This window comes from Streptomyces sp. SYSU D01066-1 (genome assembly GCF_054956795.1).
The window spans coordinates 72,333-84,426 of sequence record NZ_JBUDHV010000032.1 but is presented as its reverse complement, the minus strand read 5'-3'; the positions used below and the strand labels follow the sequence as shown (position 1 = coordinate 84,426).

Annotated in this window: 11 protein-coding genes; 8 read left to right on the top strand and 3 right to left on the bottom strand. The window is 72.3% G+C overall.

The genetic code is table 11. From position 1 onward, the window contains the following. From ACY1JF_RS24795 to ACY1JF_RS24775, 5 genes are all read left to right on the top strand, one after another. The coding region (locus ACY1JF_RS24795; protein ID WP_462707445.1) for an alpha-amylase family protein at window positions 1-759 on the top strand (759 nt) is incomplete at its 5' end. Then, entirely contained in the window at window positions 756-2,492 is a 1,737-nt protein-coding gene (gene treS / locus ACY1JF_RS24790; RefSeq protein WP_462707444.1) for a maltose alpha-D-glucosyltransferase, read from the top strand. The genes ACY1JF_RS24795 and treS, both read left to right, overlap by 4 nt. A 28-nt stretch (window positions 2,493-2,520) precedes the next feature. Beyond that, window positions 2,521-3,891, top strand: coding sequence for a maltokinase N-terminal cap-like domain-containing protein (locus ACY1JF_RS24785; RefSeq protein ID WP_462707443.1), 1,371 nt, complete (start codon window positions 2,521-2,523; stop codon window positions 3,889-3,891). Between the two features lies 1 nt (window position 3,892). Beyond that, window positions 3,893-6,136: a 1,4-alpha-glucan branching protein GlgB gene (gene glgB, locus ACY1JF_RS24780; protein WP_462707442.1), complete on the top strand. Its 2,244-nt coding sequence runs from the start codon at window positions 3,893-3,895 to the stop codon at window positions 6,134-6,136. Window positions 6,137-6,266: 130 nt separating this feature from the next. Continuing rightward, window positions 6,267-7,355, top strand: coding sequence for a glutamate--cysteine ligase 2 (locus ACY1JF_RS24775; protein ID WP_462707441.1), 1,089 nt, complete (start codon window positions 6,267-6,269; stop codon window positions 7,353-7,355). Window positions 7,356-7,410: 55 nt separating this feature from the next. Here the strand turns inward: ACY1JF_RS24775 and ACY1JF_RS24770 are convergent, their stop codons facing one another. Then, complete coding sequence (locus ACY1JF_RS24770) at window positions 7,411-7,644, bottom strand: DUF6480 family protein (protein ID WP_462707440.1); 234 nt, start codon at window positions 7,642-7,644, stop codon at window positions 7,411-7,413. A gap of 189 nt (window positions 7,645-7,833) precedes the next feature. Between ACY1JF_RS24770 and ACY1JF_RS24765 the strand changes: the two genes are divergently transcribed. Further along, window positions 7,834-9,777: an AMP-dependent synthetase/ligase gene (locus ACY1JF_RS24765; protein WP_462707439.1), complete on the top strand. Its 1,944-nt coding sequence runs from the start codon at window positions 7,834-7,836 to the stop codon at window positions 9,775-9,777. Here the strand turns inward: ACY1JF_RS24765 and ACY1JF_RS24760 are convergent. Next, the gene (locus tag ACY1JF_RS24760; protein ID WP_462707438.1) at window positions 9,755-10,042 is read right to left on the bottom strand and encodes a DUF4190 domain-containing protein; all 288 of its coding nucleotides are present in this window, start codon (window positions 10,040-10,042) and stop codon (window positions 9,755-9,757) included. The genes ACY1JF_RS24765 and ACY1JF_RS24760 overlap by 23 nt on opposite strands. A gap of 368 nt (window positions 10,043-10,410) precedes the next feature. Between ACY1JF_RS24760 and ACY1JF_RS24755 the strand changes: the two genes are divergently transcribed. Beyond that, window positions 10,411-10,845: an ATP-binding protein gene (locus ACY1JF_RS24755; RefSeq protein ID WP_462707437.1), complete on the top strand. Its 435-nt coding sequence runs from the start codon at window positions 10,411-10,413 to the stop codon at window positions 10,843-10,845. A 77-nt stretch (window positions 10,846-10,922) separates the two neighbouring features. On the opposite strand, the gene ACY1JF_RS24750 is transcribed toward ACY1JF_RS24755, so the two are convergent. After that, window positions 10,923-11,288 carry a PRC-barrel domain-containing protein gene (locus ACY1JF_RS24750; protein ID WP_462707452.1) on the bottom strand — a complete coding sequence of 122 codons (366 nt, stop codon included), beginning with the start codon at window positions 11,286-11,288 and terminating at the stop codon, window positions 10,923-10,925. A 405-nt stretch (window positions 11,289-11,693) separates the two neighbouring features. On the opposite strand from ACY1JF_RS24750, the gene ACY1JF_RS24745 reads away from it, so the two are divergent. Beyond that, window positions 11,694-12,094, top strand: a 401-nt coding sequence (locus ACY1JF_RS24745) for a HAMP domain-containing protein (protein ID WP_462707436.1), incomplete at its 3' end; no start/stop codon positions are given.

The window sequence follows — 12,094 nt, the reverse complement described above, 5'->3', positions numbered from 1 at the left end:
TTCACCCGCCCCGCGATGATGCACACCCTCGCCCAGATCGGCTTCCAGCAGTCCTACACCTACTTCACCTGGCGCAACACCAAACAGGAACTGACCGAGCACCTGACGGAGTTGTCGGGCGAGGCCGCCTCCTACATGCGGCCCAACCTCTTCGTCAACACCCCCGACATCCTGCACGCCTACCTCCAGCACGGCGGCCGGCCCGCCTTCGAGGCCCGCGCCGTCCTCGCCGCCACCCTCTCCCCCACCTGGGGCATCTACAGCGGCTACGAACTGTGCGAGAACACCCCGCTGCGCGAGGGCAGCGAGGAGTACCTCGACAGCGAGAAGTACCAGCTCAAACCCCGCGACTGGGAAGCCGCCGCCCGCGAGGGCCGCACCATCGCCCCCCTCATCACCCGCCTCAACACCATCCGGCGCACCCACCCCGCCCTGCGCCAACTGCGCGATCTCCACTTCCACCACACCGACAACGACTCGGTCATCGCATACAGCAAGCGCGCGGGCTCCGATGTCGTGCTGGTGGTCGTCAACCTCGACCCTCATCACACCCAGGAGGCCACGATCTCGCTGGACATGCCGCACCTCGGCCTGGACCGGCACGCGTCCGTGCCGGTGCATGACGAACTCACGGGTGAGACCTACCACTGGGGCGGGAGGAACTACGTGCGGCTGACGCCGGGCCGGGCTCCCGCCCACGTCCTCCACGTCCGACCGCCGTCCGCCGCGCCGAAGACCGGGGAGCCGGGAACCTCATGACCGTCAACGAGCCCGTCCCGGACACCTTCGAGGACACCCCGGCCAAGGACCGCGACCCGGACTGGTTCAAACGGGCCGTCTTCTACGAGGTCCTGGTCCGCTCCTTCCAGGACAGCAACGGCGACGGCGTCGGCGACCTCAAGGGCCTCACCTCGCGCCTGGACTACCTGCAGTGGCTCGGCGTGGACTGCCTGTGGCTGCCGCCGTTCTTCAAGTCACCGCTGAAGGACGGCGGTTACGACGTCTCCGACTACACCGCCGTACTGCCCGAGTTCGGTGACCTGGCGGACTTCGTGGAGTTCGTCGACGCCGCCCACCAGCGCGGCATGCGGGTCATCATCGACTTCGTCATGAACCACACCAGCGACCAGCACCCGTGGTTCCAGGAGTCCCGCAAGGACCCCGACGGCCCCTACGGCGACTACTACGTCTGGGCCGACGACGACAAGCAGTTCCAGGACGCCCGCATCATCTTCGTCGACACCGAGGCGTCGAACTGGACCTACGACCCGGTCCGCAAGCAGTACTACTGGCACCGCTTCTTCTCCCACCAGCCGGACCTCAACTACGAGAACCCGGCCGTGCAGGAGGAGATGCTGGGCGCGCTCAAGTTCTGGCTGGACCTGGGGATCGACGGCTTCCGCCTGGACGCGGTGCCGTACCTGTACGCCGAGGAGGGCACCAACTGCGAGAACCTCCCGGCGACCCACGCCTTCCTCAAGCGGGTCCGGCGCGAGATCGACGCCCAGTACCCGGACACGGTGCTGCTGGCCGAGGCCAACCAGTGGCCCGAGGACGTCGTCGACTACTTCGGCGACTACCCGAGCGGCGGCGACGAGTGCCACATGGCGTTCCACTTCCCGGTGATGCCGCGCATCTTCATGGCCGTGCGCAGGGAGTCGCGCTACCCGGTCTCGGAGATCCTGGCCAAGACCCCGGCGATCCCGTCCGGCTGCCAGTGGGGCATCTTCCTGCGCAACCACGACGAGCTGACCCTGGAGATGGTCACCGACGAGGAACGCGACTACATGTGGGCGGAGTACGCCAAGGACCCCCGCATGCGCGCCAACATCGGCATCCGCCGCCGGCTCGCCCCGCTCCTCGACAACGACCGGGACCAGATCGAGCTGTTCACCGCCCTGCTGCTCTCCCTGCCCGGCTCGCCGATCCTCTACTACGGCGACGAGATCGGCATGGGCGACAACATCTGGCTCGGCGACCGGGACGCGGTGCGCACCCCCATGCAGTGGACCCCGGACCGCAACGCGGGCTTCTCCACCTGCGACCCGGGCCGGCTCTCCCTCCCCACGATCATGGACCCGGTCTACGGCTACCAGGTGACCAACGTCGAGGCGTCGATGTCCTCCCCGTCCTCCCTGCTGCACTGGACCCGGCGGATGATCGAGATCCGCAAGCAGAACCCGGCCTTCGGCCTCGGCTCGTACACCGAACTGCCCTCCTCCAACCCGGCGGTGCTGGCGTTCCTGCGCGAGGCCCCCCCGGACGGGGAGAGCGGGGACGACCTGGTGCTCTGCGTCAACAACTTCGCGCGGTTCGCCCAGCCCACCGAGCTGGACCTGCGCGAGTATGCCGGGCGTCACCCGGTGGAGCTGTTCGGCGGGGTGCGCTTCCCGGCCATCGGCGAACTGCCCTACCTGCTGACCCTCGGGGGCCACGGCTTCTACTGGTTCCGGCTCACCCGAGTCGCATCCCGCATCGGCCGCCGGGCATGAGCCCGTGCCGAGGAAAGGACGCGTCACCATGCCGAAGACCGCACCCCTGCGCCCGAGACCCGCGCACCATCCCGACGACCCGATGGCGTCGCTCGGCGGTCTGCTGCGCCGATGGCTGCCCAGGCAGCGCTGGTTCGCGGGCAAGGACCGGCCCGTGGCCGACCTCGGCCTGCTGTCGATGACGGAGCTGTTCCCCGGCTGTCTGCACCTGCTGGTCCACGCCGGGCACGGCACGGTGCCCGCGCCCGGCGGCGCCCCGCCGGCCGGTGACTGCTACCAGCTGCTGCTCGGCGTGCGCGAGCGTCCCTCACCACGCCTGCCGGGCCGGGCGGTCATCGGCCGGGCGGAGGAGGGCCCGCTCGCCGGTCTGACGGTGTACGACGCGTTGCAGGACCCCCGGATGGCCCAGTTGCTCCTGGAGCGGCTGCGGCGCCCCGGCACGGCGGGCCCGCTCTGCTTCGAGACGGACCCGGCGCGGCCGGTGCCCGCCACCGCGCTGGCGCCCCGGCTGCTCGACGCCGAGCAGTCCAACTCCTCGCTGGTCTACGGCGACGAGCTGATCCTGAAGGTGTTCCGGCGTGTCCAGCCCGGGGTCAACCCGGACCTGGAGGTGCCGGGAGCGCTGGCCCGGCAGGGCTGCGACCGGGTGCCCGCGCCGGTGGCCTGGTTCCGCACGACGCATCCGTTCGAGGCGACCCTCGGCGTGCTCCAGCCGTTCCTGCCGGGCGCCACCGACGGCTGGACGCTCGCGCTGGACGCGCTGGCGGCCGGGGACGACTTCACCGCGCAGGCGCACGCGCTGGGGCGGGCCACCGCCGATGTGCACGTCGCCCTGGCCTCGGCGTTTCCGGCCGGTCCCCCCGGGGAGAACGGCCGGACGGCGGCGGCGATGACCGAGCGGCTGACCGCCGCCGCGCACGCCGTCCCGGCGCTGCGGCCCTTCGTGCCCCGGCTCCAGGGCGCGTTCGCCGCGCTGACCACCTGCGACGTCGGACCGGCCGCCCAGCGCATCCACGGCGACCTGCATCTCGGGCAGGTGCTGCGGGCGGGGCGCGACTGGTTCGTCATCGACTTCGAGGGCGAGCCGTCCCGGCCGCTGGCCGAGCGGCGCAGCGCCCACTCCCCGGTGCGGGACATCGCGGGCATGCTGCGCTCCTTCGACTACGCCGCCCGCCAGCGCCGCCCGTGGCGCCCCCAGTGGGCACGCCGCTGCCGGGAGGCCTACTGCGCGGGCTACGCCGTGCGGGCCGGCTGGGACCCGCGCAAGAAGCACGGCCTGCTGCGCGCCTACGAGACGGACCGCGCCGTCTACGAGGTGCTGTACGAGGCCCGGCACCGCCCCGACTGGCTTCCCGTACCCATGGCGGCGATCGAACGACTCGCCGTGAGAGGAGACTGACATGGCCCTCCGCGACACCTCGCTCCCCGAGCCGTCCGGTCCCGCCGCGCCCACCGGGGCGGTCGGTACCGCGCCCACCGGGGCGGTCGGTACCGCGCCGCCGCTGGACGCCACCGACCGGGGGCGCCTGCTGGCGGGCGCCCACCACGACCCGCACGCGCTGCTCGGCGCCCATCCGGTGCCCGGCGGGATCGCCTTCCGGGCGCTGCGCCCCTTCGCACGGGCGGTGAGCGTGGTCGTCGACGGCGAGCGCCACCCCCTCGCCTCCGAGGAGGACGGCCTCTTCTCCGGCGTACTGCCGCTGGCCGCGATCCCCGCGTACACGCTGCTGGTGGAGTACGAGAACGGGACGCAGGAGACGCCCGACCCGTACCGCTTCCTGCCGGCGCTCGGGGAGCTGGACCTGCACCTGATCTCCGAGGGCCGGCACGAGCGGCTGTGGCGGGCGCTGGGTGCCGAGCCGATGGTCCACGAGGGCGTGGCCGGCACCCGCTTCACGGTCTGGGCGCCGAACGCGCGGGGCGTGCGGGTCGCCACGGACTTCACCCACTGGGACGGCACCGCCTTCCCGATGCGCTCGATGGGCTCGTCCGGGGTGTGGGAGCTGTTCCTGCCCGGCGTCGGTGAGGGCGTGAAGTACAAGTTCGAGATCCACTCCCGCTACGGGCACCGCTTCCTCAAGGCCGACCCGATGGCCCGTGCCGCCGAGGAGCCGCCGAACACGGCGTCCGTGGTCACCGCGTCGCACCACGAGTGGGGTGACGCCGACTGGATGCGGGAGCGGGCGGCGACGCCCGCGCACCAGGCGCCGTTCTCGGTCTACGAGGTGCACCTGCCGTCCTGGCGGCCGGGGCTCGGCTACCGGGAGCTGGCCGAGGTGCTCCCCGCGTACGTCAAGGACCTCGGCTTCACCCACGTGGAGCTGATGCCGGTCGCCGAGCACCCCTACGGGCCGTCCTGGGGCTACCAGGTCACCGGCTTCTACGCGCCGACCGCGCGCCTCGGCACGCCGGACGACTTCAGGCACCTGGTCGACGCCCTGCACCGGGCCGGGATCGGCGTGATCATGGACTGGGTGCCGGCGCACTTCCCGAAGGACGACTGGGCGCTGGCCCGGTTCGACGGGGACCCGCTGTACGAGCCCGGGGACGAGCGGCGGGCGACCCACCCGGACTGGGGGACGTACACCTTCGACTTCGCGCGGACCGAGGTGCGCAACTTCCTGGTCGCCAACGCCGTGTACTGGTGCGAGGAGTTCCACATCGACGGGCTGCGGGTGGACGCCGTCGCCTCGATGCTCTACCTGGACTACTCGCGCGACTCCGGCCAGTGGGAGCCCAACGTGTACGGCGGCCGGGAGGACCTGGCGGCGATGGCGTTCCTCCAGGAGATGAACGCGACCGTCTACCGGCGCTGTCCCGGCGTGGTGACCATCGCGGAGGAGTCCACCGCGTGGGGCGGGGTGACCCTGCCCACCGACGTGGGCGGGCTCGGCTTCGGGTTCAAGTGGAACATGGGGTGGATGCACGACTCGCTGGAGTACGTCGCCCACGAGCCGGTGCACCGCAAGTACCACCACCACGAGATGACCTTCTCGATGGTGTACGCCTACAGCGAGAACTACGTCCTGCCGATCTCCCACGACGAGGTGGTGCACGGCAAGCGGGCGCTGGTGTCGAAGATGCCCGGCGACTGGTGGCAGCGGCGTGCCAACGTCCGCGCCTACCTGGGCTTCATGTGGGCCCACCCGGGCAAGCAGCTGCTGTTCATGGGGCAGGAGTTCGCGCAGGGGGCGGAGTGGTCGGAGAAGCAGGGCCCGGAGTGGTGGCTGCTCGACGACGGGTACCACTCGGCGGGTGACCACCGCGCGGTGCGCGACCTGGTCCGTGATCTCAACGCGCGCTACCGGACCGCCCCGGCGCTGTGGCAGCGGGACACCGACCCGGCCGGTTTCCGCTGGGTCGCGGTGGACGCCGCCGAGGACAACGTCTTCGCCTTCCTGCGCTACGACGCGCAGGGCACCCCGCTGCTGGCGGTGTCGAACTTCTCCCCCGTCGTCCGGCCCGGCTACCGGCTCGTCACCGGCGACGACGTCCCCGCCTGGCAGGAGGTCCTCAACACCGACGCCGCGCGGTACGGCGGCTCCGACGTCACCAACCCCGGTGCCGTCAAGACGGAGGACGGGCATCTCCCGCTGACGCTGCCGCCGCTGGCCACGGTGTGGCTGGTGCCGTTCGCCGGGTGAGATCCCACCCGCGCGGCCAGGTGTCCGACGGCGGCTGAGGGGGCAGTCGGGTTCCTACGACCCCAGAACCCTCGCTACGACCCGAGAAACCTCGTCGTCGGCGCGGCAGGCCACAGAGAGGCGGCATCAGGTGCGTACCGTCGGAGTGGAGGAAGAACTCCTCCTGGTCGATCCCGAGACCGGTGAGCCGCGGGCGATGTCCGCGGCGGTGCTCGCCCGGGCCGCTCTGGACCCGGGCGACCAGGACGTCTTCGAGAAGGAACTGCATGACCAGATGCTGGAGTTCGCCACGCATCCGCAGGCGGAGATGGAGCGGCTCCAGGCGGAGATCGTGCGCTGCCGCAAGGAAGCCGCCCGGCACGCCGGTGAGCTGGGCTGCACGGTGGCCGCGCTCGCCACCTCCCCGCTGCCGGTCAGCCCCGCCGTGGGCATCAACGACCGCTACCAGTGGATGGCCGACCAGTACGGCGTCGTGGTCCAGGAACAGCTGGTCATGGGCTGCCATGTGCATGTCTCTGTGAACTCCGACGAGGAGGGCGTCGCCGTCGCCGACCGGGTGCGTCCCTGGCTGTCGGTGCTCAGCGCGCTGAGCGCGAACTCGCCGTTCTGGCAGGGCAAGGACTCCGGGTACAGCAGCTACCGCAGCCGGGTCTGGCAGCGCTGGCCGTCGGCCGGCCCCACCGAGCTGTTCGGGTCGGCGGAGCGCTACCACCGGCGGGTCGCCGACATGGTGGCCACCGGCACCATCCTCGACGAGGGGATGATCTACTTCGACGTCCGGCTGTCCCAGCGGTACCCGACGGTGGAGTTCCGGGTGGCGGACGTGTGCCTGCACTCCGACACGGCCGTGCTCATCGCCTGTCTCGCCCGGGGGCTGGTGGAGACCGCCGCGCGCGAGTGGCGGGAGGGCGTGGAGCCGGCCGGGCACAGTGTGAGCCTGCTGCGGCTGGCCGCCTGGCGGGCCGCCCGGTCCGGGCTGACCGGCGAGCTGCTGCACCCGGTGACCATGCGGCGGATGCCCGCCGAGACCGTCGTACGGGCCCTGCTGGACCATGTCGGGGAGGCGCTGGCCGAGGCCGGCGACACGGAGCGGGTGCGCGAGGAGTGTGCCGCGCTGCTGCGGCGCGGCAACGGGGCCCGGGTGCAGCGGGAGCTGCTGGAGCGCACGGGCAGCCTGCGGGACGTCGTCACCGGCTGCGTACGCCGTACCCAGGGATGAGACGCCCCGACGGCGACCGCGCCGTCGCCGCCCCGGTCGCCGTCGGTTCCGCCGGTCACACCATCAGGGAGATCGCGTAGGCGAGGAAGAAGGCCGCGACCAGGACGACCAGCAGGATGATCAGCGTCAGCGGGCCCTTGCCCCAGCCCTTCGCGGGGTTGTGGACCTCGCGCGGGCCGGCCTCGGGCAGGCTGCTCTCCGCGGGCGGGGTCTCGCCGGGCGGCACGCCGCCGCCGGGCTCCAGGCCGGTGCTGCGTTCGGGTTCGGGGTCGGGATTCGTATAGCTCATGCCGTACGGGTCCCCCTTCTCGCCGAGATCATCGAGGCGGAGGCGGTTGCGTTCCGGCCGGGGTGGCCGCAGGCGGACGCGGTTCGGCCGTCCGGGTGCCCGGCCGCCGTCGCCTCGGCTAGATTCGGGCACCGTCGACCACGCTGTCCGACGGTTTCCGTCACAGCCCGTACACATCAGGAGCAGTGCATGCGCGACTCCGCTCCCCCCGCCTCGGCCCTTCCCCCGCTGACCGGGGGCCTGGCGGACCGGCTCTTCGAGACGGCGGACCTCGACCCGGCGCTGCCGCTGCTCGCCCGCCGCCCGGAGCGGGGCCCGGCGAGCTGGCGGGAGGTGACGGCCGCGGAGGTCCGGGACGAGGTGGTCGAGCTGGCCAAGGGGCTGATCGCCGCGGGGATCGCACCGGGCGAGCGGGTCGCGGTCATGGCCCGCACCCGGTACGAGTGGACGGTCCTCGGCTACGCGCTGTGGACGGTGGGCGCCGAGGTCGTCCCCATCCACCCGGCCTCCTCACGGGACCAGGTCGCGTGGATGCTGCGGGACGCGCGCTGCGTGGCGGTGGCCGTGGAGGACGAGCGGTGCGTGATGACCGTCGGTTCGGTGTGCGCGGCGCTGCCCGCGCTGCGCCACGTGTGGCAGCTGGACGCGGGGGCCTGCGCGCAGCTGGCGGCCCGGGGCGCGGACGTGCCGGCGGCCGCGGTGGACTCGATGCGCCGCATCGTGCTGCCGGAGGCCACCGCGGTGGTCGCCTACACCTCCGGCACCTCGGGCCGGCCCCTGGGCTGTGCCCTGAGCCACCGGGCGCTGGCGGCCCCCTGCGACGTCCTGCTCGACGGCTGGCGCTCGACGGCCGCCCCTCCGGGGGAACAGGGCTCCGTCCTGGCGTTCCTGCCGTTCTCGCACGTGTACGGCCTGATGGTCCAGGGGCTGTGCGTGCGCGGCGGTCTGCTGATGGCCCATGAGCCGGAGACGACGCAGGAGGCGCTGGCGTCCGCCCTGCGCTCCTTCCGCCCCACGTACCTCTACGCCGTCCCGTCGGTGCTGGAGAAGATCTACAAGGACTTCCTGCGCGCGGCGCAGCGGTCGGGCCGGGGCGCCCTGTTCGAGCGGGCCGCCGCCACGGCGCGCGCCTACGCCGAGGCCCGGGAGCGCCGCAGACTGGGCCGGGGCCCCGGCCCCGGCCTCGACCTGCGGCTCCAGCACGCGGTGTACGAGCGGACGGTGTACCGCCGGCTGCGTCGGTCGCTGGGCGGCCGGGTGCGCCGCGCGGCGTCCGGCGGCTCGCCGCTGGGCCGCGACCTGTCCCTGTTCTTCGAGGGCATCGGCATCCCCGTGCACGACGGCTACGGGCTGACCGAGACGGCCGGCGGGGTGACGATGCAGCCGCTGGGCCGGGAGAAGTCCGGCACCGTGGGCCGGGCGCTGCCCGGCACGGAGATCCGGGTGGCCGACGACGGGGAGATCCTGGTCCGCGGCCCGTCGGTGTTCCAGGGGTACGTCGGTGCGGAGGCCGCCACCAAAGCCGCGCCGCGCGACGGGTGGCTGGCCACCGGCGACCTGGGGCGGCTGGACGAGGAGGGGTATCTGACGATCACCGGTCGCAAGAAGGACATCGTGGTCACGAGCGGTGGCACGAGGGTGGCCCCGGCCGTCCTGGAGCAGCGCCTGCGGTCGCACCCGCTGGTCCACCAGGCGGTGGTCGTGGGTGACGGCCGCCCCTGCGTGGGCGCGCTGATCACCCTCGATCCCGACTTCCTGACGCACTGGCGGGCGGGGCTGGCGCTCCAGGGGGACACCCCGGCGCGGGAGGCCCGTGAGGAGAACGCCCTGCGCGAGGAGATCGCGCGCGCGGTGGCCGCCGCCAACGGTGCCGTGTCGCGCGCGGAGTCGATCCGGGTCTTCCGGATCCTGCCCGAGCCCTTCGACGTGGGCCGGGGGCTGCTGACCCCGTCGATGAAGCCGCGGCGCGACGAGATCGCGCGGGTCTTCGCCCTGGAGATCGACGCCATGTACGAGACGCGCTCCGCCCGGCCCGCGCGGGCCCTGACGGAGCGGGCGGCGGGCCGGGCGGACGGAGACGGGGACTGGGAGGATTCCGACAGCGTCTTCGTCAGCCGCCGACGTACCAGCTGAACCCGCCGTTGGCCGCGCTCACCGCGAGCAGCACACCGAAGAGGACGAGGTCGAGCACGCCGAGCACGATGCCCGCCTTGGCCATGCCCGCACCGCCCTTGGCCCCCGCCTGCCGCAGTCCGACGGCGCCCAGCACGATGGCGACCGGCCCGAGGACCACGTTGAACACGAACAGTCCGACGATTCCGCAGACGAGGCTCGCGACGGCCAGGCCGTTGGTGCGGGACCGCGAGGAGGCGGTGGAGGAACTGCCGTAACTGGTCATCAGAATCTCCTGGTGTGGGCGGATTCGATCGGCGGAGCACTCCCTGTCATGAATGCTCCGCTGTGTTCCGCCCACCGGGTGCCCGCTCAATCCGCCCCGCATTCCAGGGAATTGACATGACACGGATGAGCCGGTAAGAGGAATTCGGAATTCCAGTCCCCGGCGTCTTTTCCCGTGGCCGTCTCGCACCGGAAATCCCGTCCGGTGCGACCGGCCCGCACGGTCGGCTACGGGACGGTCACACCGGGCCATCTTCCGGTGTGCCGGCAAACAGGCGCGTAGGCTCTGCCGGCACGGGAACTAGCAGACGGAGGGGGCGCACGGGAAAGGACGAGACAGCCCTGCTGATGCCGGGCCGGGAAGGCGAAATGGCAGCCGAGTCGCGTTGGGACAGGACACTGGCTTCCGAGGAGATCACGGACCGCACCGCCAGCTTCACCGGGGAGCTGCACAATGTGACCGGTGCGCGCCTGGTCGCGGAGGAATTCCTCTACGACCTCTCGCGCGTGGTGTCACCGGCGGCCCCCGAGCACTGGGACGACATCCTTCTCGTGGTCACGGAGCTGGCCGCGAACGCGGTGCAGTACGCCCCGGGCCCCTTCCAGCTGCATCTGCGGCGCACCTTCGACGGTGTGCACGTGACGATGCACGACACCAACCCCACCCCGCCCGCGCCGCGGCCCTTCCACCCGAGCAAGGGGGGCGGCGGCATCGGCTGGCACCTGATCCACACGCTGTGCGACCAGGTCAGCGTGGTGCCCGACGAGCGGGGCAAGGACATCCACGTCTTCCTGCCCTGGTGATTCCCGCCCTGGTGATTCCCGCCCTGGTGAGGGCCGGGGCGGGCGGCGGCGCCCGCGTGGAGCCCCGCCGCCCGGCGTCAGGTGGCGGAGGTCTCCCGGGGCGGCAGCCCGGCGTAGTAGGCGCCGACGGCCGTCAAATACTCAGGGTCCATGGTCTCGCTGTCGGTGCGGAACCGGGGCGCGGCCTTGACCTCGGCCCTGGTGCAGGCCACCGTGACCTTGCGGGCCCCGGTGTCGATGCCGCTCACCACGCCGACCGGCACCAGCACGCTGCGGCCGAAGACCCAGACGCCGGTGTCGACGACCAAGTGCCGCATGCCGAAGTGGTCCGCCTGGCGGTCCACGTGGCCGATGGTGCCGTCGCGCGCGACGACGGTGCAGCCCGACAGGTCCTCTCCCTCGACGTGACCGCTCTCCGGCGCGTACGACCAGATTCTCTCCATCGGCACGCTGCTCCTTTCCCTCCCGCGTCGTGGCCGGTCGTGGCCCGGGCCGGGCAGCGTGCCCGCCCGGCTCCACAGCTGCAACTACCCTTCCCGGCGACCGGCATTCGGCGCGCGCCGCGGCAGGTCCCGCCCCGCCGCGCGGACCGGCGGCGCAACCCCTTCGCGTACCCTGATCACGCCGGACCATGCCCCCTCGGCCCCGAGGCGTGAGGGACGCCACGGACCGGGCCGGCTTTCGGTTCCCCGCCCGGCGAACACCTCCGTACCTGGCGTATTTTTCTCCTCGGGCAGTTCCGCTGAACTGTGGAAACGCGCACACGAGAATCCGGGCCGCGCATCGGCCCGTACGGGGTTCCGAGTCCTCTGCCGTGAGGACTCCTGGGGAGCGGAACGAGGGTACGCATGACGAGCGACAGCGCCGGGGTCGTCGACGCGGCCTGGGGCGATCAGGAGCTGCGACGGCTCCTGGCCGGCCTGACGGCCGTACGGGACGGTGATTTCGGCACGCGTCTGCCGGACGACGCCGACGGACTGATGGGGGACATCGCCAAGGTCTTCAACGGCATGGTGGACCAGTTGTCCGTGTTCACCTCCGAGGTCACCCGGGTGGCCCGCGAGGTCGGCACCGAGGGGCAGCTGGGGGGACAGGCGAAGGTGCCGGGGGTCTCGGGCACCTGGGCCGATCTGACGGACTCGGTCAACGCGATGGCCGGGAACCTGACCACGCAGGTGCGGGACATCGCCCAGGTGGCCACCGCCGTGGCCAAGGGCGACCTGTCCCAGAAGATCGACGTGGACGCGCG

Excerpts from the sequence above, each read along its gene's own strand:
- treS (WP_462707444.1), top strand. The coding sequence starts at position 756 with ATGACCGTCAACGAGCCCGTCCCGGACACCTTCGAGGACACCCCGGCC.
- ACY1JF_RS24785 (WP_462707443.1), top strand. The coding sequence starts at position 2,521 with ATGCCGAAGACCGCACCCCTGCGCCCGAGACCCGCGCACCATCCCGAC.
- glgB (WP_462707442.1), top strand. The coding sequence starts at position 3,893 with ATGGCCCTCCGCGACACCTCGCTCCCCGAGCCGTCCGGTCCCGCCGCG.
- ACY1JF_RS24770 (WP_462707440.1), bottom strand. The coding sequence starts at position 7,644 with ATGAGCTATACGAATCCCGACCCCGAACCCGAACGCAGCACCGGCCTG.
- ACY1JF_RS24765 (WP_462707439.1), top strand. The coding sequence starts at position 7,834 with ATGCGCGACTCCGCTCCCCCCGCCTCGGCCCTTCCCCCGCTGACCGGG.
- ACY1JF_RS24760 (WP_462707438.1), bottom strand. The coding sequence starts at position 10,042 with ATGACCAGTTACGGCAGTTCCTCCACCGCCTCCTCGCGGTCCCGCACC.
- ACY1JF_RS24755 (WP_462707437.1), top strand. The coding sequence starts at position 10,411 with ATGGCAGCCGAGTCGCGTTGGGACAGGACACTGGCTTCCGAGGAGATC.
- ACY1JF_RS24750 (WP_462707452.1), bottom strand. The coding sequence starts at position 11,288 with ATGGAGAGAATCTGGTCGTACGCGCCGGAGAGCGGTCACGTCGAGGGA.